The sequence below is a fragment of the Oricola indica genome (assembly GCF_965227485.1).
GTDB classification, from domain to species: domain Bacteria; phylum Pseudomonadota; class Alphaproteobacteria; order Rhizobiales; family Rhizobiaceae; genus Oricola; species Oricola indica.
The window spans coordinates 3730589-3755534 of record NZ_OZ245747.1; the positions used below are offsets into that span (position 1 = coordinate 3730589).

19 protein-coding genes and 1 tRNA gene are annotated in these 24946 nt (G+C 60.8%); 12 read left to right on the plus strand and 8 right to left on the minus strand.

The genetic code is table 11. The annotated features are described in order from the left end of the window. Positions 1-83 precede the first annotated feature (83 nt). Positions 84-2189: a S9 family peptidase gene (locus tag ACQK2M_RS18665; protein ID WP_425419026.1), complete on the plus strand. Its 2106-nt coding sequence runs from the start codon at positions 84-86 to the stop codon at positions 2187-2189. Positions 2190-2278: 89 nt separating this feature from the next. On the opposite strand, the gene ACQK2M_RS18670 is transcribed toward ACQK2M_RS18665, so the two are convergent. The 4 genes from ACQK2M_RS18670 to ACQK2M_RS18685 all read right to left on the minus strand — a co-directional run bounded on the left by ACQK2M_RS18670 (position 2279) and on the right by ACQK2M_RS18685 (position 5429). Next, a complete protein-coding gene (locus ACQK2M_RS18670; protein ID WP_425420090.1) occupies positions 2279-3193 on the minus strand; it encodes a c-type cytochrome in 915 nt (304 codons plus the stop codon). Between the two features lie 5 nt (positions 3194-3198). Then, positions 3199-3645, minus strand: a complete 447-nt coding sequence (locus ACQK2M_RS18675; RefSeq protein ID WP_425419027.1) for a c-type cytochrome — start codon at positions 3643-3645, stop codon at positions 3199-3201. 184 nt (positions 3646-3829) lie between these two features. Then, the gene (locus tag ACQK2M_RS18680) at positions 3830-4432 is read right to left on the minus strand and encodes a superoxide dismutase (protein WP_425419028.1); all 603 of its coding nucleotides are present in this window, start codon (positions 4430-4432) and stop codon (positions 3830-3832) included. 130 nt (positions 4433-4562) lie between these two features. Beyond that, a complete protein-coding gene (locus ACQK2M_RS18685) occupies positions 4563-5429 on the minus strand; it encodes a branched-chain amino acid aminotransferase (RefSeq protein WP_223477149.1) in 867 nt (288 codons plus the stop codon). A 144-nt stretch (positions 5430-5573) separates the two neighbouring features. Here ACQK2M_RS18685 and ACQK2M_RS18690 point away from each other — a divergent pair, with 144 nt between their 5' ends. Continuing rightward, positions 5574-6224: a haloacid dehalogenase type II gene (locus tag ACQK2M_RS18690; RefSeq protein WP_425419029.1), complete on the plus strand. Its 651-nt coding sequence runs from the start codon at positions 5574-5576 to the stop codon at positions 6222-6224. A gap of 179 nt (positions 6225-6403) precedes the next feature. Continuing rightward, positions 6404-7111, plus strand: coding sequence for a L,D-transpeptidase family protein (locus tag ACQK2M_RS18695; RefSeq protein WP_223477151.1), 708 nt, complete (start codon positions 6404-6406; stop codon positions 7109-7111). Between the two features lie 51 nt (positions 7112-7162). On the opposite strand, the gene ACQK2M_RS18700 is transcribed toward ACQK2M_RS18695, so the two are convergent. Further along, positions 7163-8737 (minus strand): helicase HerA-like C-terminal domain-containing protein, encoded by a 1575-nt coding sequence (locus ACQK2M_RS18700; RefSeq protein WP_425419030.1) that lies wholly within the window; start codon positions 8735-8737, stop codon positions 7163-7165. 152 nt (positions 8738-8889) lie between these two features. On the opposite strand from ACQK2M_RS18700, the gene ACQK2M_RS18705 reads away from it, so the two are divergent. Both ACQK2M_RS18705 and ACQK2M_RS18710 read left to right on the plus strand, forming a co-directional pair. Beyond that, positions 8890-9249: a DUF2267 domain-containing protein gene (locus ACQK2M_RS18705; protein ID WP_223477153.1), complete on the plus strand. Its 360-nt coding sequence runs from the start codon at positions 8890-8892 to the stop codon at positions 9247-9249. 101 nt (positions 9250-9350) lie between these two features. Next, positions 9351-10715, plus strand: a complete 1365-nt coding sequence (locus tag ACQK2M_RS18710) for a TIGR03808 family TAT-translocated repetitive protein (RefSeq protein ID WP_425419031.1) — start codon at positions 9351-9353, stop codon at positions 10713-10715. A gap of 9 nt (positions 10716-10724) precedes the next feature. On the opposite strand, the gene ACQK2M_RS18715 is transcribed toward ACQK2M_RS18710, so the two are convergent. Then, entirely contained in the window at positions 10725-11729 is a 1005-nt protein-coding gene (locus tag ACQK2M_RS18715; protein WP_425419032.1) for an asparaginase, read from the minus strand. A 131-nt stretch (positions 11730-11860) separates the two neighbouring features. Between ACQK2M_RS18715 and ACQK2M_RS18720 the strand changes: the two genes are divergently transcribed. After that, positions 11861-12598: a DUF3750 domain-containing protein gene (locus ACQK2M_RS18720; RefSeq protein WP_425419033.1), complete on the plus strand. Its 738-nt coding sequence runs from the start codon at positions 11861-11863 to the stop codon at positions 12596-12598. A 2-nt stretch (positions 12599-12600) separates the two neighbouring features. On the opposite strand, the gene ACQK2M_RS18725 is transcribed toward ACQK2M_RS18720, so the two are convergent. Further along, positions 12601-14115, minus strand: coding sequence for a phosphomannomutase/phosphoglucomutase (locus tag ACQK2M_RS18725; protein WP_425419034.1), 1515 nt, complete (start codon positions 14113-14115; stop codon positions 12601-12603). Between the two features lie 219 nt (positions 14116-14334). On the opposite strand from ACQK2M_RS18725, the gene ACQK2M_RS18730 reads away from it, so the two are divergent. From ACQK2M_RS18730 to ACQK2M_RS18755, 6 genes are all read left to right on the plus strand, one after another. Next, positions 14335-14411: transfer RNA gene (locus tag ACQK2M_RS18730), tRNA-Pro, on the plus strand. 369 nt (positions 14412-14780) lie between these two features. Further along, positions 14781-15053, plus strand: a complete 273-nt coding sequence (locus ACQK2M_RS18735; RefSeq protein WP_425419035.1) for a PilZ domain-containing protein — start codon at positions 14781-14783, stop codon at positions 15051-15053. Between the two features lie 180 nt (positions 15054-15233). Continuing rightward, entirely contained in the window at positions 15234-15977 is a 744-nt protein-coding gene (locus ACQK2M_RS18740) for a helix-turn-helix transcriptional regulator (RefSeq protein WP_425419036.1), read from the plus strand. Between the two features lie 3 nt (positions 15978-15980). Beyond that, entirely contained in the window at positions 15981-16448 is a 468-nt protein-coding gene (locus ACQK2M_RS18745; RefSeq protein WP_425419037.1) for a PAS domain-containing protein, read from the plus strand. A 284-nt stretch (positions 16449-16732) separates the two neighbouring features. Next, positions 16733-18610: an autotransporter assembly complex protein TamA gene (locus ACQK2M_RS18750; RefSeq protein WP_425419038.1), complete on the plus strand. Its 1878-nt coding sequence runs from the start codon at positions 16733-16735 to the stop codon at positions 18608-18610. Further along, on the plus strand, positions 18610-22929 hold the full coding sequence (locus ACQK2M_RS18755; RefSeq protein ID WP_425419039.1) for a translocation/assembly module TamB domain-containing protein: 4320 nt from the start codon (positions 18610-18612) through the stop codon (positions 22927-22929). Before ACQK2M_RS18750 ends, ACQK2M_RS18755 begins: the two co-directional genes overlap by 1 nt. A 48-nt stretch (positions 22930-22977) precedes the next feature. On the opposite strand, the gene dxs is transcribed toward ACQK2M_RS18755, so the two are convergent. After that, positions 22978-24912, minus strand: a complete 1935-nt coding sequence (dxs, locus tag ACQK2M_RS18760) for a 1-deoxy-D-xylulose-5-phosphate synthase (protein WP_425420091.1) — start codon at positions 24910-24912, stop codon at positions 22978-22980. Between the last annotated feature and the right edge of the window lie 34 nt (positions 24913-24946).

Consider the following 24946-nt stretch of genomic DNA (forward strand, 5'->3'; position numbering starts at 1 on the left):
CTAGCTCCCTCTCGCTGAACCGGTCCTTATCCTGCCGTTCAGCTCCCGTTCATTCCGTGCAGATGCGCACAACTGGAGGCCCGATGTCCCGTTCCTTTGGCACCTTGCCGCAAGCGCCCGCCGCCCAAAAACGTCCCGTAGAGGACGAACGGCACGGGATCACGAGACAGGACGAATACGCCTGGCTGCGCGCGGACAACTGGCAGGACGTCTTCAAGGAGACATCCGTCCTGGACCCGGAGATCCGCGCTCACCTGGAAGCCGAAAACGTCTACCAGGACGCCCTGATGGCGGATACCAAAGATCTCCAGAAGGTCCTGTTCGAGGAGATGAAGGGGCGCATCAAGGAAGACGACTCGACGGTCCCTGCGCCCGACGGCCCCTGGGCTTACGGCTCCTCATTTCGCAAAGGCGGCCAGCAGCCCCTTTTCGAGCGCATGCCGCGCGGCAAGACGGCGCCAGAGGACAAGACCATCATTCTCGACGGTGACGCCGAGGCGGAAGGCAGGGCGTATTTTCGGATCGCCTCGAGCGACCATTCCTCCGATCACTCGAAGCTCTTGTGGGGTTTCGACGACAAGGGATCGGAATTCTTCCGGCTAAGGGTTCGCGATCTCGACACGCTCGAAGACCTTGACGACGATGTCGCCGACTCCAGTGGAGGCGGTGTCTGGGATGCGGCCGGCAACGGATTTCTTTATTCGAAGCTCGACGCCAACCATCGGCCATCCAAGCTCTATTACCATCGTGTCGGCACCGATCAGACAGATGACATTCTCGTCTACGAAGAGCCGGATGCGGGCTTTTTCATGGGCGCGGGCGGAAGCCGGCTCGATGATTTCGTCTTCGTCAGTTCCTACGACCACGAAACAAGCGAAGTCCGCCTGATCCGCGCGGACGACCCGCTCGGCGGGGCGGTCATGGTGGCGCAACGCGAGACCGGGGTCGAATATGAACTGGAGTCGGGCGGCGATGTGTTCTTCATCCTGACCAACGCCGACGGAGCCAAGGATTTCAAGATCATGACGGCGCCGGTCGATGCGCCGCAGAAGGAAAACTGGACCGAGCTTGTGCCGCACAAGCCGGGACGTCTGATCCTCGCCATGCAGGCTTACAAGGGCTATCTCGTCTGGATCGAGCGTGAGAACGGCCTGCCGCGCATCGTCATTCGCGACCGCACAAGCGGCGAAGAACACGCCATCGACTTCGAGGAGGAAGCCTACTCGCTGGGGCTGGCAGGCAGCCTCGAATACGACACGACCGTCATTCGCTTCACCTATTCCTCGATGACAACGCCTGCCCAGGTCTACGACTACGACATGGGTACCCGTGAACGGGTTCTCCTGAAGACTCAGGAGGTTCCGTCTGGCCACAACCCCGAGGATTACGTCACGCGCCGCGTCAACGCCCCTTCGCATGACGGTGAACTGGTGCCGGTGACACTTCTCTACCGTGAGGACACGAAGCTCGACGGCTCCGCGCCCTGCCTGCTTTATGGCTACGGCTCCTATGGCATCGCCATTCCCGCATCCTTCAACACCAATTGCCTTTCCCTGGTCGATCGGGGGTTCGTCTACGCGATCGCGCATATCCGGGGCGGCAAAGACAAGGGCTTCGCCTGGTACGAGAACGGCAAGCGCGCGCTCAAGCAGAATACCTTCAAGGATTTCATCGCCGCAGCGCGCTATCTCGCAAAGGAGGGGTTCACCTCCGCCGACCGGATCGTCGCGCAGGGTGGATCCGCCGGGGGCATGCTGATGGGTGCGGTCACGAACATGGCACCAGACGCTTTCGGCGGCATCATCGCGGAAGTTGCCTTCGTCGATGTTCTGAACACCATGCTGGACGACACCTTGCCGCTCACGCCGCCCGAATGGCCGGAATGGGGAAACCCGATCGAGTCCGCCGACGATTACCGCACGATCGCGGATTATTCGCCTTACGACAACGTGACCGCTCTACCCTATCCGCCCGTACTCGCCGTCGCAGGGTTGACCGATCCGCGCGTGACCTACTGGGAACCGGCGAAATGGATCTCCAGGCTGCGGGACCATTCCACCAGCGGCGAGCCGCTGTTGTTGAAAACGAACATGGACTCCGGCCATGGCGGGGCGTCGGGACGTTTCTCGCGCCTGGAAGAAATCACGTTTTCCTACGCTTTCGCGCTCAAAGTGGTTGGCAAGGCCTGAGGTTTCTCGCGCGGCTCGGGTCAGCCAGGGCAGATTGCAGTCCCGTCAGGCAAGCGGGACTGGGATCGCGGAAAGACCTGCAGGACGCGCTACCGCGCGCCCTCGACCGCGGGGATCGCCTTCAGATAGGCGGCAATGGCGTCCCTGTCCTCGGCGGGAAGCTTGGCCATGTTCTCCTGAACATCGACCATCGAACCGCCGACGGAATCGAACTCCGGCGTGAACCCGCTTTCGAGATAGTAAGCGATATCCGCCTCTGACCAGTCGCCGATGGTTCCGCCGGGGGTGATGTTGGGGATACGTCCCTCACCGTCCGGATTGGGCGCTCCGCCGAGCCATTCGCTATTGTTCAGCCCACCAGCGAAGTCGCGTGGCGTATGGCATTCTCCGCAATGGCCGAGCGCTTCGACCAGATACTGGCCACGCACGAGTTTTTCGTCGCTTTCGTCCAGCGGAACGATCGGTTCGTTGCCCGCATAAAGCAGCTTCCACATGCCGACGCCACGGCGGATATTGAACGGGAAACCCATACGGTGCGGACCGGGATCATTTTCAACGGCGGGTAGCGTCTGCATGAACGCCCAAAGGTCCGCGACATCACCGGATTTCATCCGCGAATAGGATGTCCACGGAAAGGAAGGATAATAGTGTCCGCCGTCCGGCGACACCCCTCTCAGCATCGCGTTTGCGAAGTCCTCACGCGACCATGAACCGATGCCGGTCGAAGGGTCCGTCGATATATTGGGAACGACAAAGTCGCCGAAATCGCTGGCGAGGACATGCCCTCCGCCGAGTTTCAGCTTGTCATCGCCTTCGGCGTTGTCGGCAGCGTGGCAGGATGCACAGCCCCCGGCCCAGAAGACCAGTTCGCCGCGCTCGGCGTCGCCTTCCGGCATCTCCGCCAGGACATCGGCTGGCAATGTCTGCGGTATCGTCAGGACATAGAATGCAAGCCCGCCCACGACCGCGGCGAGTGCGACAATCAGGGCGAGCTTGCGAATCATCGGAATCAACGAGTCTGGTAACCTTCGTGGCAGCTCCGGCACGTGCCGAGGATCGGACCAACGGCGGCCTGGAATGCCTCAAGATCGGCGGGGCCCTCTCTGCCGGACGCTTCCATCGCGGCGGCCGCGGCGGTCTTGAACTTCTCCAGTTCGGCCTTGAACCCGTCCGGATCTTCCCAGATCTTCGCCGACGCCCTGGTATCCGCTCCCATGTCGCTTCCCTCGGGGAAATAGTCGCCAAATGCTTCGGCGGAGGCATGGAACGCGGCGATAGCGGCTTTACCGACTGCCGGACTGTAGTCGATTTCCTTCTTCATCATGCCGGCAGATGCTCCTGCGGCGGCCCCGTTGGACTGCATAAGGGATTTGCGCACCGCAATGGGATCGTCCGCGGCAAATGCCGTGGCTGTCGTGGCCGCGATAAGGGAAAAGGCAAAAATCGTCTTCTTCACGTAAATCCTCCTGGGATGGTTGGCTCGCAGTTTAGACACGAAGACTGCGACATTTGTTTTATCGGATGGAGTCACGGTTTCGTGAATTCGGGCAATTTGGCTGCGACACAGTGTCAATCATCACGAAACACGGCTCCGGACCATGTCCGGAGCCGCTGAAGATTGAGGGAATCGGTCGATCGCGTCAGGCGGTCGCCGCCTCGTACATCTCGAGCACATAATCCCAGTTGATCAGGCTATCGACGAAGGCTTCGAGGTACTTCGGCCGCGCATTGCGATAGTCGATATAGTAGGAATGCTCCCACACATCGACGCCGAGGATCGGCGTTGCGCCGTGAACCAGCGGGTTTTCGCCATTCGGCGTCTTCATGATCTCAAGCTTGCCGTCCTTGACGGCGATCCATGCCCAACCGGAACCGAACTGGCCGACACCGGCCGCGATGAAGTCAGCCTTGAACTTTTCATAACCGCCAAGGTCGCTGTCGACAGCGCTTTGCAGCTTTCCGGGAAGCGACGTTCCGCCGCCGTCCTTCTTCATCCATTTCCAGAAATGGACGTGGTTGTAGTGCTGGGCAGCATTGTTGAAGAGGCCCGGGTTCTTGCGATGAGACTGCTTGACGATCTCCTCGAGCGACAATCCGTCCATGCCGGCTTCGGCGGCGAGATCGTTGCCTTTGTCGACATAGGCCTTGTGGTGCTTGTCGTGGTGATATTCGAGCGTCTCCTTGGACATGAAGGGCTGCAGCGCTTCGTAGTCGTAGGGAAGGTCGGGAAGCGTGAAGGCCATTGGGGATCTCCTTGTTTCAAACGAATTCGTATCCAAATCGGCAGGGGCGGATCACTCCGTCGACTGTCACTCAGACACATAGAATTCCGGCACGGCGACCGCAATAATGGAAGCGGGTTTTTTCCCGCACCTAAGAGTGCGCCCACTCCCAGTACAATTCGCGTGCCTTGGTTGCCACGGGACCGGGCTGCAATTCCCGGTCCTCTATTCTGATAATCGGTACGACCTTGGAATGGTTCCCTGTCGAGAAGATTTCATCAGCATCCATGAAGTCGGCGACCGTCAATGTTTTCTCGACGGTGGAGAAACCGTACTGCGCCAGAAGGTCGATGGTCCGCGAGCGTGTAATGCCCGACAGGAAGGTTCCGTTCGGCGCGGGTGTGAAGACCTGCGCGTCCTTTACCATGAAGATGTTCGATGCGCCGGTTTCAGCGACATTGCCGAGCATGTCGAGAACCAGGCAGTTGTCGAAGCCGCGGCTCTTGGCCTCCAATATCGCACGCCCGTTGTTCGGGTAGAGGCAGCCCGCCTTGGCATTTGTTGGCATCGTCTCGATGGTCGGCCGGCGAAACGGCGACAAAGTTACGGAAAAACCGGCGGGCGGAAGCATCGGTGCTTCGTGAAGGCACAGGCAAAACCGGGTCGACTCGGGATCGGCCGGCACCGACATGTAGCCACCATGTTCCGCCCAGTACATCGGCCGGATATAGACAGCGGTCTTGCCGTCGAACTTCTTCAGCCCTTCATGGGTCAGCCCGACAATCTCCTCGGCGGTCATGGTCGGCTTGAGGCCCAGTGCCCAGGCGGAGGCGTTGACCCGCTCGGCGTGCCGGTCGAGATCCGGCGAAACGCCCTCGAACCACCGTGCCCCGTCGAAAACGGAGGAACCGAGCCACATGGCATGGGTGCGCGGCCCGATGATCGGCACATTGCCTTCATGCCAGTCGCCATCGACATAGGTCCATGTCGCGGATTGTGCCTTCGTATCGACCGCCATTTTCGCCTCCGGATTCTCCAAACGCGAGCAGGCAAACCGGATTTCCGCGATGAGGTCAATCACTTGCGCGTTCATTAGGGCATTACGCCGCTATTGACCCCCCTTCCCGATTTGCCCAAAGTCGTCGTAACCCGGATTGGTACTATGCAATTCAAGACCTACGTTTTCGACGCCTACGGCACTCTTTTCGACGTTCATTCGGCAGTCCGGAAATACGCCGACACCCTTGGCCCTGATGGCCAGCGGCTTTCGGAGATCTGGCGCACCAAGCAGCTCGAATATTCCTGGATCCGCACTCTGATGGGGTCCTACACGGATTTCTGGCGTCTCACCGAGGAGGCCCTCGACTACGCTTTTGGTGTTGTGCCCGGTGTCGATAAATCCTGCCGCGACAAACTGCTGGAAGCTTATTGGACGCTCGACTGCTATCCCGAAGTGCCGGAAATCCTCGCAAAACTTCGCGAGCGCGGAGCGCATGTCGCGATCCTCTCGAACGGCTCATCCGACATGCTCGCGGCCGCCGTGGAGTCGGCTCATCTGGGCGGACTTTTCGATGCCGTCCTGTCGGTCGATGCGATCAAGACCTTCAAGACCGCGCCGGATGTCTACCGCATGGTCACTGACACCTTCGCTATTGCGCCCGCCGAGGTTTCTTTCCAGTCATCGAACCGATGGGATATCGCGGGCGCGCACAAGTTCGGCTTCCACACCGTCTGGATCAACCGCGCGGGATTACCCAACGAGTATCAGAACTACGGGCCAGCGCGGGAAATCGGAAATTTGACCGAGCTCTGAGCCTCTTTAATGTGTTGCGGTGCTGCAACGGTGCGGATGGTATCGCATCCAGCTGCGCATAAACTCTCGTTTCTCCGTCATTTTCCGCTCTGATGTTTTGACGAATACGGGTATCTGGATGACATCGCCCTGCCCGCTTCGCATTGCGCCATGTGCAGCCCCATAGTCACGGATCAATGATGAAAGACCTTTCGCGCCGCAATTTCCTTGCCACGTCCGGCGTGCTGACCGCCGGCTTTGCCATCAGCGCCTGCACGACAGTTGAAGAGACGGACGAAAACGGTCCGCGTTTCACCGGCCGCGCTCCCGACTTTCCCGATTACGCCTCGATGTACGGCCCTGTCAGCGATGGCGGTTTCCAAATCCCGGCGGTTCCCTACACCAAAATCCCGGAGCGCTTTCTGCGTCAGGTCGTTTCGGACCCGACCGGCGAAGACCGTGGCACGATCGTCGTCGATACGCGGGGGCACTTCCTCTATCTCGTTTTGGGAGGAGGCAAGGCTGTTCGCTATGGTGTGGGTCTCGGCCGCGCCGGTTTCGAATGGTCCGGCCGCGCCGAAATCGGCGCCCGTCGCGAATGGCCGAAATGGTTTCCGCCTGACGAGATGATCGACCGCGAGCCGAAGCTGGAAAAGTACCGCGTCGAATACGACAGGGAAAACGACGTTTATCTGGGCGGCATGGAGCCCGGCGTCACAAATCCGCTCGGCGCGCGCGCGCTCTATCTCTATCAGGGCGAGAAGGACACGCTTTATCGACTGCACGGCTCGCCGGAATGGAACTCCATCGGCAAGTCGGTTTCGTCGGGTTGCGTCCGCCTGATGAACCAGGACATCATCGACCTTTACAGCCGCGTGCCGAAGGGGACTCCGGTTCTCGTTCGCTAGTCAGGACGACGATCAGTCAAGAACAACGCCGGCCTCGCGCCGGCGTTTTTGTCAGTCCAGAGCCTTTTTCAATCCGCCGAGAATTCCCCGAACCAGCGCGCGTCCGAGCTGGGTCGAGACCGAACGCGCCAACGACTTCATTGCGGCCTCGCTGACGGTCTGGCGGTTCGATCTTCTCTTGGTGGATTTCTTGCGGCTGCTGGATTTCCGGCTCTTGCGATCGTCATCGCCCAAATCGGGCAATGTCCAACGTGAACCGGTTTCCTCGCGCTCTTCTTCCTCTTCGCGCAGCCTCTCGCGTTCGGCGACCTCGGCGGTCTTCTTGGCCTTTTCTGCGAGCATTTCAGAGGCGGACTCCCTGTCCACCGTCTCGTCATATCGTCCCGCCACCGGGCTCAATTTCATGATCTCCGCACGCTCGTCGTCTTTGAGCGGGCCAAGCCTTGAAGACGGTGGGCGGATCAAGGTGCGCTGCACGATTCCGGGTACGCCCTTCTTCTCCAATGTCGATACCAATGCCTCGCCGACACCGAGTTGGGTAATCGCCTCGTAGCAATCGAACTCCGGGTTGGGACGGAATGTTTCGGCGGCGACCTTCACGGCCTTCTGTTCGCGCGGCGTGTAGGCGCGCAATGCATGCTGAACGCGGTTGCCGAGCTGGGAAAGGACCGTATCGGGCACGTCGAGCGGATTCTGCGTCACGAAGAAAACGCCGACGCCCTTGGATCGGATCAGCCGGACGACCTGCTCGACCCGCTCGATCAGGATTTTCGGCGCTTCATCGAACAGAAGATGCGCTTCGTCGAAGAAGAAAACCAGCTTCGGTTTTTCCGGGTCGCCGACTTCCGGCAATTCCTCGAACAGTTCCGATAGCAGCCAGAGGAGGAACGTCGCGTAGAGGCGAGGATTCATCATCAGCTTGTCGGCCGCAAGCACATTGATCGCGCCGAGCCCGTCGCGCGTCGTGCGCATCAGGTCGCTGATCTGAAGTGCCGGTTCTCCGAAGAAGAAATCGGCCCCCTCGCGTTCCAGCACCAGTAGGGAGCGCTGGATCGCGCCGAGCGACGACGAATGGATATTGCCGTAGCGAACAGAGATTTCCTTCGCATTCTCGCCCAGATGCACGAGAAGGGAGCGCAAATCCTTGAGATCGAGAAGCAGTAATCCCTCGTCGTCGGCGATTTCGAAGGCAATATTAAGAATACCTTCCTGCGCATCGGACAGGTTCATCAGGCGGGAAAGCAGAAGCGGTCCCATTTCCGATATGGTCGTGCGGATCGGATGGCCCTTTTTTCCGAAGAGGTCCCAGAAGATCACGGGGAACTCCTGAAACTCATAAGGGTCGAGCTTGATCGTCTCGGCGCGCGCGAGCAGGAAGTCCTTCGCCTCCCCTTTCGCGGCGATGCCGGAAAGATCGCCCTTTACGTCGGCGCAGAATACCGGGACGCCCGCATTGGAGAAGGATTCGGCAAGTATCTGGAGCGACACGGTCTTACCCGTGCCGGTTGCGCCGGTGATCAGGCCATGACGGTTGGCGTATCGAAGCGCCATGAATTCATGCTCCTGGAAACTGTCATCCGGCTTGCGGCTCGCGCCAAGGAAAATCCGGTCTGTCACGTCCCACATGGTCGCCTCTTTCCGCTATATCGGTGTAATGGCGTATAGTCGCCGCGGCTGCGAACGGCAATGCCGCCAGAAACGACCGCATTTTCCAACATTCGCCTTTACGGCGAAAGGCTTTCTACATATTACGTAAACGTCAATATCCGGAGGACAGAATGGACGAACTCATCTCCCGCATAACAGAGTCCGTCGGCATCGATGCCGACGTTGCACAAAAAGCCGTCGGAATGATCCTCGGCTTCCTCAAGAACGAAGGCCCGGCCGAGCAGGTCAACGAAATGCTGGCGGCGATGCCCGGCGTGCAGGATCTCATCGACAATGCGCCCGAAGCGGGTGGCGGGATGTTCGGTGGCGGCGTCATGGGGCTTGGCTCCGCGCTGATGGGCCTCGGCCTCGGCATGGGAGAGATCTCCGGCGTCTCCCGCCAGACGGTCGATTACGCAAAGGAAAAGGCCGGCGACGGCCCAGTCGATGCCGTCATCGCGGCGATTCCGGGTCTGAGCCAGTTCGTCTGAAGCCAATTTCCGCAATCTGAATTGGGCCCGGCCGCCTCGCGGCCGGGCTTTTCTTTTGCGCGCGCATCCGTTTGCACCCATTCTTCACGCGGAGCGAATCGATGAAACGACGCCAGTTCCTGACTCACGCCGGCGCAACGGCATTCCTGGCCGCCAAGCCGCTGGCGGCGATGGCGCAGTCTTCTCCATTTTCGAATGTCGAACTGCGCGGCAGCCGGAGCGCGACCGATTTTGGGGTCCTTCCCGACGCGCCGGTGGACCAATCGGCGAGCTTCCAGGCGATGCTCGACAGCGGTGCCGGCAACGGCATGGCGGTTTTCATTCCAGCCGGCCTCTATGTCCTGTCCGATATCCGCATTCCGTCCGGTACCGTGATCACGGGAATTCCCGGCAAGAGCCGCCTGATTCTCGGCGGGACCGGTCCGCTCCTGGGGGCTCTCGGCGGCGAAAGCATCACGCTTGACGGCCTCGTACTCGGCGGTGCCGGCGTGCAGCAAAACGGCGCGGACGGCCTGATCGAGATGCAATCGGTCCGCTCGCTCCGTATCGAAAAATGCCGGATCTTGCGCGCGTCCGCGGATGCTATTCACCTCCGGGGCTGTTCGGGGGTCATCACCGGGTGCGAGATCGAAAGCGCACAGCGTCTCGGGATTTTCGCGATCGACAGCGAAGGCCTGTCCATCAGAGATAACACGATCGAAAAGTGCCTGAACGGCGGGGTCGTCATCCACAGGAACAGCCAGGGCTTCGACGGCTCGATCGTCACCGGCAACCGGATCGCCGATACGGGCGCGACGAACGGAGGAACTGGTCAGTGGGGAAATGCGATCAACTTCTTTCGAGCCGACAACGTCGCAGCCACCCATAACATCATTTCGGGAAGCGCATTTTCCGCGGTCCGCGGGAATACCGTTCGCGGCATGCAAGTCACGGGAAACACCTGCACGGCAAATGGCGAAACCGCGATCTATGCCGAGTTTTCTTTCGAGAATGCCGTGATTTCCGACAATATCGTGGACGGTGCCGCGAACGGGGTCTCCGTCACGAATTTCGACAAGGGCGGACGCGCCGCGACCGTCAGCGGAAACATTATCCGCAACCTTCATGCGACCGGTCCCTATGAAGCCGATTTCCCGGGCTTTGGAACCGGGATTGGCGTCGAGGCGGATGCGGTCGTATCGGGAAACCTCGTTGAAGGCGCACCGCTTTACGGCATCAATGCCGGATGGGGCAGATTTCTGCGAGACGTGGCGATTTCCGGCAATGTCGTCAGGGACGTCCGCTATGGCATCGGCGTATCGGCGGCAGAAGGCGCGGGCCGCGCCCTGATCCGCGGAAATGTGATCTCCGCGCGTGAAATGGGCATCATGGCGCATGCATGGGGAAAACCTGTCGCCAGGGATCTCCTCACCAATTCCAGCGACGCGCCGCCCAATGTCTCGCTATCGGGGAATGTCGCCGGCTGAAACGGATACCTATTCCGGCAAGGCCGCTCGAAGTTCACCCACCTCGATCCCCTTCCGGTTCGTCAACGGCCTGCGCGAAAGCGGCTCGATGCGCGACCGCATCGTGTCGTCATGACTGAATAACGTCAGCAATATTCCCGCGAGCATGACTTCGGCGGCCGGGTCCGAGCCGTCATCGCATTTCAGGGCGATCCCGAGCCCCGCCTCAGGCAGGCACGCGACAAAGACGCCGTCGGCGCCATTCTTGGCGTAGATTGCCCCCTCACCGGCTTCGATGATGCGCGTGCAGAAATGCCCTGTTCCCGCTGTGAACCAGGGATTGGAGATACACGCCTGCATCAGCCGCGATGTCGCCTTTGCACGTTCGACTCCAAGCGAATGCCCGGTGGCGACTTTCGCGAAGCCATGCGCAAGCGCACGCAGGGGAAAGGCGAATGCGGGGATGGAGCACCCATCGATGGCGAATTCCGCACCGGTAAGCCGGTGTTCCGTAATCGTTTCCTGGGCAGCCATCGCCTGCCTCTGAATCTCATGCCCGGCCCCGGTGTAACCGCCGGTTTCGATATCCTGATGACACGCAGCGCACAGAAAGCCCGCATGCTTGCCTGAACAATTGTTGTGCAGTTGGTTTGGTGTCTGCCCGCTGCGAACGAACTCGACCAGTTTCGATTGGTCGCCCAGTGGCCAATGCGAACCACAGGCGAGATCGCTTTCCTTCAGTCCGGCTTTGGCCAGCATGGCCTCGGCGGCGGCGACATGCTCCTCCTCCGCCAAATGCGATGCACAAGCCATCGCCAGCTGCGTGTCATCGAACCCGAACCGGTCGGCGGCACCGCTTTCGACAAGCGGCAGGGCCTGGAACAGCTTGACGGCAGAACGCGGATAAACCGGCCGCTCCACATCTCCGGATGACCAGACCAGCCGTCCTTGGGGGTCCGAGACAGCAATCGCGCCGCGATGGCGCAGATCGACAATTCCGCCACGTACCGTCTCCGCGAGAACGGGATTGATCATGTCCACCTCCGAGCGAATTCGCACATAGCGTTCACCGCATTGTGCATGTGTATCGTTTGCGTTTGCCTCGATTTGGACGCCACTATCAGGCAATTCGATCGCAGAGCCAGAGGATTTTGGGAAAAGTACCGATGCGTTTTGCAAAAACGGCGATCCTGTTCATAGCGTTGGTGTTTATCGCGCCGATGGCTTTTGCCGGTGCTTGGTGGTCGACCGTCGATCGGCCATCCTCCTGGCGGTCCGCCGACTGGTCAGCGACCGGGCTTCTCCCCTCCCCATCCGCATCCACCGATGCGGCGATTTATGTCCTTTCGGCGCGGACGGGCGGGTTCAAGGGCGCATTCTCGGTCCACAGCTGGATCGCCGTGAAGGAACGCAACGCTGCCAGCTATACGCGTTTCGACAAGGTGGGATGGGGCAGCCCCATTCGGCGCGACGCCTATGCCGCGGACGCAGCGTGGTATTCGAACCGGCCCTGGATCGTTGCGCACCTGTCCGGCGCCGAAGCGGAAGCAGCCCTACCGCGCGTAGAGGCGGCAATTGCCGCCTATCCGTTCTCCAAACGCGGAGATTATCGGATCTGGCCGGGCCCGAATTCAAACAGCTTCGTCGCACATGTCTTGCGCGAGGTTCCGCAACTCGATGCCGTTCTTCCACCGAATGCGGTCGGGCGCGACTATCTCTCGGGCGGCGAATGGTTCGCGCTCGACCCTGACGGCCTCGACGTCCACGTTTCATTGGCTGGGCTCGCGGGATTGTCCGCAGGCCTGCGGAGCGGGATCGAGATCAATCTTCTTGGCCAGACGGCGGGGATCGATTTCAAAGGCCCCGCCCTGAAGATTCCCGCGGTCGGCCGGGTCGGCTTCTGAAGTCAGATCGACTGGTTATAGGCGCCAACTTCCTCGTTCTCGCGAAGGATCGCATCGACGGCGCGGAACATCTCCAGCTTGCGTTCCTCGGACACGGGACTTTCCACGACAACGACGAGTTCGGGCTTGTTCGAGGAAGCGCGCACCAGTCCCCATGTCCCGTCATCGGTCACGACGCGAATGCCATTGACCGTGACGAGATCGACGATTGGATGCCCGGCGACGGTCTCGCCAGCGGACTTCATCTCTGTGAACCGGTCCACGACGCGCGAAATCACATCGTATTTGATCTCGTCGGCGCAATGCGGCGACATGGTTGGCGAACCGTAGGTCAGCGGCAGGGCCCGGTAGAGATCGGCCATCGATTGTCCGGGATTGCGGTCAAGCATCCGGCAAATCGCGATCGCCGTCACCAACCCGTCGTCGTAGCCGCGCCCGATCGGCGGATTGAAAAAGAAATGGCCGGATTTCTCGAAACCGGCAATCGCTCCGAGTTCGGCAACGCGGCGCTTGATGTAGGAATGGCCGGTTTTCCAGTAATCGGTTACCGCGCCATTGGCCTGCAAAACGGGATCGGTCATGAAAAGGCCGGTCGATTTCACATCGACCACGAACTTCGCGTTTTCATGCTGCGCGGAGATGTCCCGCGCGAGCATGACACCGACCTTGTCAGCGAAAATCTCGTTGCCTTCATTATCGACGACACCGCAGCGGTCACCATCGCCGTCGAAGCCGAGACCGACATCGGCGCCAGTCTCCAGCACTTTGTCCCGGATCGCATGGAGCATCTCCATGTCCTCGGGATTGGGGTTGTAGCGCGGAAAGGAATAGTCGAGCTCGGCATCGAGCGGAATCACCTCGCACCCGATGCGCTCCAGCATTTCTGGCGCGAACGCCCCCGCGGTTCCGTTGCCGCAGGCCGCGACCACCTTGAGCGGGCGATTCAATTTCACGCCTTCCACGAGATCGTCGAGATAGACAGCGCGGAAATCGCGGACCGTTTCGTATGTTCCGCCGCCGGTAAGGTCGAAATCCCCGGAAAGCACGATATCGCGCAGTTGCGCCATTTCCTCCTGACCGAATGTCAGTGGGCGCTGGCACCCCATCTTCACTCCGGTCCAGCCATTCTCGTTATGCGACGCGGTCACCATCGCCACCGACGGCGCATCGAGGGCGAACTGCGCAAAATAGGCCATGGGCGAAAGCGCAAGACCGATATCCTTCACGTCGCAGCCGGCCGCCATCAATCCCTGAGCAAGGGCAAGCTTGATCGACAGCGAGTAGAAGCGAAAATCATGGCCCACGACGATTTTCGGCCCCGCGCCCAGGCGACGGATCAGCGTGCCCAATCCCATTCCGAGCGCCTGGACACCCAGCAGGTTGAGTTCCGGCGCCTTGTCCGACGCGGGATGGCCAAACCACCAGCGCGCGTCATACTCGCGAAACCCGGTCGGCTTGACCAAGGCCTGTGTCTCGAATTCGAAACTGTTCGGCAACAGGTCTGAACGTGGTTTCATGGCAGCTATCCCGGCGGTCTCGATGAATCTCGTTTGAATGGAATGATGCCATAAGTCCCGCGACCGCCTGTGTACAGCGGTGGATTGCGACCCAACCCTCAAGCCGGCTCAACCGCGCGAACGGCAATCGAAACGATTGCAGAAAAAACCGAAGCGGAATCGTCCGACCGCACTTGCGGGAATGAAAGGCCGGCGTTATAGACCCGTGCCGTTTGGTCACGGAGTGTAGCGCAGCCTGGTAGCGCACCTCGTTCGGGACGAGGGGGTCGCAGGTTCAAATCCTGCCACTCCGACCATTTTCCACAAAATTCCCGATTTCGTTTGCGGAATGCCCCTGCGGTTCGTCGCGGCATACGCATGTCCGGGAAGGGCTCGACCGACAGCAGCAGCAGTTTGCCAAGAGCGCGCAGCCGGGCACCTCGGGGGATGTCGTTCATCGCGGCAGCGGCGTCGGTCCGGGAAACCGGGCCGAATAGCCGGTATGTTTCGAGGTGGCAGTTTTTTCCACTCTTACGCCAATGAAACTCGATTTTACTGGGCGCTTGCGAAGACGTTAACAAACTTCTCTTGTTCAATCACCAGATCACGCCTGCCTGAATACACGGATATCCTCGACTGAAGAAATTTGGTTTCATGCCTCGGGCAAGGCAGCAAAAGGAATATGCATGGAGCCGGTAAGATCTCCGTTCGAGCGGCGTTCATCAGAGCGTAGCAGGTGTTCGCATCTTGCCGAAATCCGTATCGGATCGAGCTTCGTGCTCAGGGCTATCGTCAAGGATCTTTCCGAGAAGGGTGCGAAGCTTCAGCTGCCTCGAGACTCCTGGCTTCCGAAATCCTTCGATATCTGCATTCCCGATACGGGCCTTCAGCGCAAGGCGGTTTGCCGGTGGCGTCGCGGGGAGTATGCGGGCCTTGAATTCGCCATAATCGCGGAATAGCCGCGCTCTCATACCGGTTGTACAGGGTTTTATTAAACCCGGCTACGTTTAGCTCGGCTGCCCTTCTGCGAAGCGCCGCTCGCACATAATTCGTGCCCCAGGACAACAACCTTTAAACCGACGACATCAGCATCACCGCCATCAAGCGGCGGTGCTGTTTTAACAGTGGAACCCCCTCCAATGAAGACGCGACACGTCGTCCCCCTCAGTCAGGAACCCGGCGTCACTCTCCTCGACAGGGTTGCGGACTGCGACACAAGCTACGATATCCTTCGTTTGACCAGGGATATCACCAAGTCCTACGGATTCGAGTATTTCTCTATTATCCGGCTTCCGCGCAGCGATGAGCGATACTTGTCTTCGCTTTCGACAATCAGCAACTGGCCTCCGGAACTGGTCGGCACATACGACCAACTCGGCCTGCTCGAAAAAAGCCCGATCATGGACGCGCTTCGGCGCAGCACGAAGCCCGTCATTTGGCGGCTTGAAGACCTGGAAAGGAATCAGGCGGATGGCCGCGAGGAAAAAGTGGCCACGCTCTTTGCCGCCCACGGCTTCCATCGCAGCGTCTTTATCGCCACCCAGGATCCGTCGGGTGAACGCGGTGCTGTTTCCTTCAGCGGCACCCGAGACACGCCTACCGATCCCGAGTTGATGGAACTGAGCTATATCGCCAACCGCATCTACGAGAAAGTGTCTGAAATCAGGGAGCCGGCCGCCCTCGCCGACCAGATCCTGAGCGCGCGCGAACGCGAGTGTCTTCACTGGACCGCCGGCGGCAAGACCAGCTCCGAAATCGCCATCATTCTCGGACTGTCTGAGCATACGGTGAACCACTATCTCAGCGCCGTCTGTCAGAAGCTCGGCGCCGCCAATCGCGCTCATGCCGTGGCGCGGGCAATCCGTTCAGGCATATTGGACTGAAATATGAGCGACGCAGAAACTCCTCAACTTAGTATCGAGTTCAGGGACACGCCCTGCCCGTCCCAGCCGCTCGCCGCCATTGGACTGGAAGACGCCAATCTTCTGGATGCCCTGTCACAGTTCGATCCCTACGGGGCATGGCGTGTCGATCTCGAAACGGGAATGGTCTACTGGACGCGCGACGTCTTCGAGATTCACGGCATGCCCTACAAGGAAGGGCCAATCGATCTCGCCCTTGCGATATCGCGCTATCATCCCGACGACCGGGAGTTGGTGATGAACTGCATCGAGGAAGCCACGGAGCGGAAAACCGGATTTCGCTTCGTGTTGCGACTGGCAACCCCGGACGGTCATAACAAGCTCGTGAGGGCCAGCGGGCTCTATCGCGTCAACAGCCAGGGAAAAGGCGAAGTTTTCGGCGCGTTCTCGCAGTTTCAGCCAAGAGTGCGTACCGTGGCCGTCAACTCCTGACACGCTTGGCAGGCATTTTTGCAAAACGTGATTTTTTGACAATCTGAATCGAGTCTTAACTGTTTTGCGCTACGATTGACTCGCTCTAAAACCGGGACACATAGGCGGTATGATATTTTATTCGCCAAAAGCCCGGCTTGACGAATTTCGTCAAGAAACTGGAGTTGGGTGAGCGTGTGCAGCGTCAAGGCGGGATTTTGATTTTTTCTGAAGACATTGTCCGGATAGGCGGAGCGGCAAGAGCGGGACTTCGTCTCGTTTCGCGTGCCATTGCGGTTTTGGCTTTGTCGTCCAGCCTCTCGACTTTCAATGCGCCAGCCGCACACGCGTTCGAACTTCTCGGTCGATGCCTGATTGGCACCTGCGAGGATGAAGACGGTCCGATCGATCCCAAGAATTACCAGGTTGAGTTGACGGTGCTCGCCGATGGCCAACCGAATCGGGACCTCGAGAAAGCCGTCGGCAATGCGTCGCAACTCTGGCAGGGTCGCGACGAACCGGCTGCGGGCTCGGCCGGTCTCCTGACCCGGGCCAAAGCCGACTACAAGCGCATACTCGCCGCTCTCTACAATGATGCGCGATACGCTGCCGATATCTCCATCACCTGGAATGGCCGTGAAATCGCCGATGTGGAGGCGGGAACCGAGTTTCCCGACGACGCAGTGCTTGCAATCTCCGTGCGTGCCGAGCCGCAATTTCTCTTCGGGACTGCGGAAATCGACAACCGCGCGCCCGTCGCAACCGATCGCTTCGACCGGGTCGATCCGCCGGAAGCGGAAGGCTTCATGACCGGTGCACCGGCCTATGCAACCGCAGTCAGAAAGGCCGGGCAGCTTGCCGTCGAGGCCTGGCGCCAGCAAGGCTATGCGAAAGCGAAAATCACCGGCAGGAAGGTGACCGCCAATCACGCGACGCGCGAACTGAACGTACGACTGACCGTCGAGCCGGGTCCGCGCGCAGTTTACGGACAGGTCGCGGTTGAAGGCACCAGCCGGATGAAAGACTCTTTCGTCGCGCGACAGGCAGGCCTGGAGCCCGGCGCGGAATACGATCCCGACGACCTGAAGCGAGCCGAGAAAAGACTGCAGCGTCTCGGGGTATTCCAATCGATTTCGCTGAAAGAGGCGGAATCCGTGAACCGCGACGGCTCCCTTCCCTTCATGCTCACCGTTCAGGAACGCAAGCTGCGACGCATTGGCGTCGGCGCGACGGTCTCGACCATCGACGGCGTCGGTGTGGAAGGCTACTGGCTGCACCGAAACCTTTTCGGCAGGGCCGAGCGGCTGCGTTTCGATGGCCGCATTTCCGGGATCGGCACCACCTCGGATTTCAGGGATTTCGACTATTTCCTGGGCACGGAACTTACCTTGCCCGGACGGTTCACGCCCGACACTGACATTATCATCGGTGGCTTCTTTGAGCGCGAGGTGCTCGACCTCTACTCGAAGAATCGGGGTTCGGCGTCCGTCTATGCCAATCACTTCTACAGCGACCAGCTGACACTGCGCGGCGGGGCATACGCTTCCTATGGCGAATTCGAAGACGTGTTCGGAACCCGTCGTTTCGGGATTGTCGGCTTCGAGGCCGGGGCCGAATACGACACGCGCGACAACGAACTCGACCCGAAGAGCGGTTTCTATGCGAAAATCGCGGCCAAGCCGTTCTATGAATGGGAATACGGAAACGCGATCGGCAAGATCGTGGCGGAAGCACGGTTGTTCCATGCGCTCGGTGCCGAAGAACGCACGGTTCTCGCAGGGCGTGTGAAGGTCGGATCCATCATGGGAGCGCCGCTTTCGGAGATTCCGCAGGACGAGTTGTTCCTCGCCGGCGGCGGCTCGTCGGTTCGTGGATATCCCTATCGGGGGATCGGCGTCGCGGTGCCCGGCGGAATGTCAGGCGGGCGGTCTCTTTTCGAGGCATCCGCCGAAATCCGTCAAACGGTGACCGATTCCATCGGCATCGTCGGGTTCGCCGATATCGGTCATGTCGGTTCGGATTCATTCCCCGACTTTTCGGAGAGCGTTCGGGTCGGTGCGGGCCTCGGTCTGCGCTACAACACGGGTCTCGGTCCGCTGCGCCTCGATGTGGCGTTTCCTCTCAACCGTCAGGCAGGCGATCCGCGTTATGCGATCTATGCCGGGATCGGACAGGCGTTCTGATGATAACCAAACGCCACGCCTTCGCTCTCGCCGCTTCCGGCGCCGTTCTCACAGGAACGGCCGGCTACGTGCTTGCCCAGGATCAGGACGACCAGGAAAAATCGCGCTTCATCCGCTTTGTCGAGGAGCAGCTGTCGACGCCGAACCGCCAGATCCGGCTGAATGGCATTCAGGGGACCCTCTCCTCCAATGTCAGATTCGAGAGCATCACGATCGCCGACGAGAACGGCGTCTGGTTGACGATCGAAAACCCGAGCCTGCAATGGCAGCGCAGCGCGCTCATTCTCGGCAAGCTCGACATCAGCAATCTGTCTGCCGACCGGATCGACTGGCCGCGAAATCCGATACCCGACGAAAACCTCCCGACACCCGAGTCGTCCGGTTTCTCGCTGCCCGAACTCCCGGTGTCGGTCGATATCGGGGAACTCGCCATTGGCGAAGCCCAGTTCGGCGAACCGGTATTCGGCCTTGCCTCGACATTATCGCTCGAAGGCCAGATTTCCCTCGGTGACGGCACGCTGAATACCGATCTCGATATCACGCGCCTCGACGGACCGGGGGGCCAGCTTGCGTTGCAGGCCGCCTATTCCAATGCGACGACCCAACTCGATCTCGACCTTTCGCTGCAGGAGCCGGCGGACGGTGTTGTCGCCAACCTCATCGACATTCCCGAACGCCCCCCGGTCTCGCTCACGCTTGCGGGTGGCGGGCAACTGGACGATCTCGACCTGGGGCTTGCCTTCGACGTCGACTCCCGCCGGATCGCGACCGGAAGTTTCCGCCTGAGCGACAACCTGTTGACCGACGATCGGCGCGCCGAATTGCGCCTTTCCGGACCGCTCTCAAGCATTCTCCCGCAACAGCATCGCGCCTTCTTCGGCGCAGAGACGTCCATCGAGTCGGACATGATCCTGCGGAACGGCGGCGGTCTCGACCTTCAGCGTTTCGAGTTTGGCGGTGGAGCGCTCTCCATGTCCGCCTCCGGATCGACCCTTGCGGGCTGGTTCCCCCGCGAACTGATCGCGGACATCTCCATGCGCTCAAACGATGGATCGCCGGTTCGCCTTCCCGTATCCGGAGAAGCCGTGACCGTCGGCTCCGGCTCAGTCTCGCTGCGTTTCGGACAGCGGGACGCGCAGGAGTGGAGCCTGGACGGGCGACTCCTCGATTTCAGCGCGCCGGATTACGCGATCGGCGAAATACGGCTCGACGGATCGGGCGCGATCCAAAACATCGCGGATGCCGCCAACCGTTTCCTGTCATTCGATATTGATGCGCAAGCGCAATCCGTGGAACCCGCCGATCCGGACATCGCCGCCGCAACCGGCGACAGCCTGAGCCTTGCAATAACCGGCGACTGGCGAAGTGAAAATCCGATCCGCCTGGAGAGTGTCACCTTGTCTGGCGACACACTCGACATCGCCGCAAACGGTCAGTTGGAGAGCCTGAAATTCAACGGCAATGCGCGGATCGAAGCCGCTGATCTCGCAGCATTTTCGCCGCTGGCGGATCGCGAGCTGAGAGGTGCTGCCTCACTGTCCGCGCGTGGCGAAGCCGCGCTTGTGGGCGGCGCATTCGATCTTTCGCTGGACGGTACGCTGGTCGATGCGGTAGTCGGAGATGCGCTCGCCGACCGCTTGATTCGCGGTACGACCCGCCTCACCGGCGGCGTGGCGCGCACGCCCGATGGTCTTCGCTTCAACTCGTTGCTGCTGGAAAACCCGCAATCGCGAACGCAAGTGAACGGTGCATTCGCCACGACCCGCGCCGACCTGCGCGCGCATGCCGAAATTTTCGATGTCGCAACGCTCGACGATCGTGCCTCGGGACGGCTGGCCCTTGATGCGACGATCGACAAGGCCCCTGAATCGCAGCGCGACGACCCTTTTGACGTGAGCGCCAGCCTGTCGCTTTCCGGCGCAAAACTTCTCGACCGCCGCGTTCCCTCCGCCGAGTTCACCTTTGACGGCGCCATCAAAGGCGCCGAACTGGCCGGAAATCTCAGCGGGACGGGACTGATCGGCGGCGAGCCGATCGACGTCAGCGGCGCAATCTCCAGATCCAGAGACCGGATCGACATTTCCGACCTGTCCGCGAGGATCGGAGCCAGCACGTTCGACGGAGACATCATCGTCGAAAACGGCCTGTCGACCGGGTCAGTCGCGGCGCGATCGAACGACATTTCCTCGGTCGCGGCACTCGCATTGGTAGATGCGTCGGGAGCCGTGAACGGCGATATCAGGCTTTCCGCAGCCGACGGCCGGCAAGACGCCACTGTCGATCTGACCGCGCGCGACTTCCGATTCGAGACCAACACGGTTGGCAACGCGGATATCGATGTCGCGGCGCGCGACCTGTTCGGCGTCCCGCAGGTCGATGCGACGGTCAATGCCTCCGACATCGAAGCAGGTGGCATCGCCGTTGCGTCAGCTCAGGTCACAGCCAAAAACGAAGGCGACACGACGCGATTTACGGCCGATGCGCGGCTCGACGACGGCGCGCGCGCCATGACAGCCGGGACGTTGCGCGCGACATCCGATGGTTTCGATGCCCGCCTTGAAACGCTGTCGGCCGACACGAATTATGGCGACATGCGACTGCGCGCGCCGGCCACGATCAGCCGCGCCGGCGGCCTTACGCGCATCGACAATTTCGACGCGGATGTCGCGGGAGGCCGCATCACAGCGTCCGGCACGGTCGCAGACCGGATATCGATACGATCGACTGTTTCCAGCCTTCCCCTGTCGATCGCCAATGGCTTTCGACCGGATCTCGGTTTGGGCGGCGTCGTGAATGGCTCGATCGATGTCTCCGGAACGCCTGGCGATCCGAGTGTTTCCTTTTCGATGCAGGGCGACGGGCTGAACGCCGCAGCGCTGCGCTCCGCATCCGTCTCGCCGATCAACGCATCCGTCTCGGGCACTTATTCGAACAGCACCGTGCGTATCGACTCGTTCTCCGCGCGCAATGCGCAGGATCTCGATTTCTCCGGCTCCGGTACGGTTCCGCTCTCAGGGCCCGGTCTTTCGGTAAGACTGACCGGCGGCGCTCCGCTTGCGCTGGCAGAGCGCTATCTTGCAGAGCGCGGAACACGGGTATCGGGAACGCTGCGCATCGACGCGACCGTCGGCGGATCGCTGTCTTCTCCCGCAGCCGACGGCCTGTTTTCAATCTCGAACGGCTCCGTGGCCGACCCGCTCTCCAATCTGCGGTTGAACCAGATCGGCGGCGTCGCCGGGCTCCGGGGCGATACGCTGTCGATCAACCGGCTCACCGGACAGCTTGCGGGCGGCGGAAACGTCTCGCTGAGCGGGACGGTTGGGCTGACCGGCACGCTTCCGGCCGATCTCGCCATCCGCCTTTCCAATGCGGTCTATTCGGACGGAGAAACGATCCGTACCACGCTTTCCGGAGACCTCGCCGTCTCCGGAGGCCTGACAGCGGGCCCCCTGCTCTCGGGGCGCATCAATCTTCTGGGAACGGAAATCACGATACCCGAGACCCTTAGCAGTGACGCCAACCTCCTGGACGTCGATCACGTGAACGTCGAAGCGGGCACACTTCGCACGCTCCGCCGCTTGCAAGCGGTCCTGCCACGCGACGACAACAACGCACCCCAGGCGCCCGTTCGGCTCGATATCACGGTGAATTCGCCAAACCGCATTTTCGTGCGTGGCCGTGGGATCGATGCGGAACTCGGCGGGCAGGTTCGCGTCACCGGGCCACTCAATGACGTTCGGCCGGTCGGCGCCTTCAACCTGATCCGGGGCCGCCTGTCGATCCTCAACAAGCGGCTTGAGCTGACAGAGGGACGCATCACGCTCAGCGGCTCGCTCGACCCGATGATCAACCTGACCGCGCAGGTCAATGGCGATGACATCGTCGCCTATGTCCGGCTGACCGGCCGCGCTTCCGACCTTTCGCTTGACCTCTCGGCCTCGCCCGAACTCCCCGAAGACGAGATTCTGGCGCGCGTATTGTTCGGCAAGGGGATTGCCAGCCTGTCGCCGATTCAGATCGCCAATCTGGCAACCGCGGCCGCTTCCCTCGCCAGTGGCGGTGGCGGAGGCGGGCTTTCGGAGCAGATCCGGCAAGGCCTCGGTGTCGATGATCTCGACATCACGCAGGACAAGGAAGGCAACGTCGCCGTGAAGGCCGGCAAATATATTCAGGACAATGTCTATCTCGACGTCCAGGCCGGCCAGTCCGGTGGCGAGGTGTCGATCAATCTCGATGTTACGGACAGCCTGACGGCCAAGGGATCCGTCGACACGGACGGCGATTCCAAGCTCGGCATCTTTTTCGAGAAGGACTACTGACGGTTCCTCGCTGACGCGCACCGGAACCGGAAAGACGGCCTTCGGCCGTCAGGCTCGAAGATTGAGCGGTTTCGCCTTGTCCAGGCCCAATGCAGTCAATGCCGTGCGGACGATGCCCGCTTTGTCCAGCCCCGCCTGAGCGTACATACGCGACAGACCGGCCTGATCCATATAGACATCGGGCATGACGAGCGACCGCACCTTCAGACCGCCGTCGAGATATCCGCCCGTGCTCAGATACTGCAGAACATGTGCGCCGAACCCGCCGGCCGCGCCTTCCTCCAGCATGATGAGCACTTCGTGCTCGCGCGCCAGAGTGGCAATCATCTCGTGATCGAGCGGTTTGGCGAAACGAGCGTCAGCGACGGTCGTGGGCAAGCCGTAGCTTTCCAGTTCTTCCGCTGCAAGCAAGGCTTCAGCGAGCCGCGTTCCCAGCGAGAGAAGCGCGATCTTGCCGCCTTCCCGCAGAACGCGCCCCTTGCCGATTTCCAAGGCGGTTCCGCGTTCCGGCAATTCGACACCGACACCCTCGCCGCGCGGATAGCGGAACGCGATCGGCCCGTCATCATATTCGACGGCCGTGCGCACCATGTGCCGCAGTTCCGCCTCATCCGACGCGGCCATGACCACGAAACCCGGCAGGCAGGAAAGATAGGCGACATCATAGGCGCCGGCATGCGTGGCGCCGTCTGCCCCGACATAGCCCGCGCGATCGATCGGAAACCGGACCGGCAGCTTCTGGATGGCGACGTCGTGGACGACCTGGTCGTAAGCGCGCTGAAGAAAGGTCGAGTAGATCGCCGTGAATGGTTTCATTCCATCCGCGGCGAGGCCTGCCGCGAAGGTGACGGCATGCTGTTCCGCAATGCCGACGTCATAGGCGCGCGCCGGAAATTCCTTCTGGAACAAGTCGACGCCGGTTCCCGACGGCATGGCCGCTGTAATCGCGACGATCCGATCGTCTTCCCGGCCTTCCTGCACCAGCGTTTCGCCGAAGACCTTCGTATAGCTCGGCGCATTCGGTTTCGGCTTGGCTTGCGCCCCGGTGATCACGTCGAACTTGACGACGCCGTGGTATTTGTCCGCGGCCTGTTCGGCGGGCGCATATCCCTTGCCCTTCTGGGTGACACAATGGATCAGCACCGGGCCGGAGATGTTGTCTCGCACATTGCGCAACACGGCGAGCAACGTCGGAAGATCGTGACCGTCGATAGGGCCGATATGATAGAAGCCCAGCTCCTCGAACAGCGTACCGCCCGTGACATAGCCGCGCGCATGCTCCACCGCCCGCGTGATCGCGCGATCGACTCGGCGGCCGAGATAGGCCGTCAGTTTCTTGCCGAAATCCCGGATACCCAGATAGGCCGCTCCTGACGCCATTCGTGCGAGATAGGCGCTCATCGCACCCGTCGGCTGGTCGATGGACATGTCATTGTCGTTGAGGATCACGATCTGGCGTGCATCGATAGCCCCGGCGTTGTTGAGCGCTTCATAGGCCATGCCCGCCGACATCGCGCCATCGCCGATGACCGAGATCACTTGCCGGTCGATGCCCTGCAGGCGAGCAGCCTCCACCATCCCGAGACCCGCCGACACGGATGTCGAGGAATGCCCGGCCCCGAACGCGTCAAAGTCGCTTTCCGCGCGTTTGGTGAACCCGGAAAGTCCATCCTCCTGCCGCAATGTACGAATGCGATCGCGACGACCGGTCAGGATCTTGTGCGGATAACACTGATGGCCGACATCCCAGATCAGCCGGTCATGCGGCGTGTTGAAGACGTGGTGGATGGCGATGGTCAGTTCGACGACGCCGAGGCCGGCGCCCAGATGGCCACCCGTACGCGATACCGCGTCGATCATTTCCGCGCGCAATTCTCCGGCAAGCTGCGGCAGCAGCTTGTCGTCCATCTCACGCAAACGAGTGATGTCGGTTATGCCGTCAAGAAGCGGCGTTTCGGGCGCGTTGGTCGTCAATTTTCTTATCCGTTCGTCCGAACAGCCATAGCCGAAATCACCG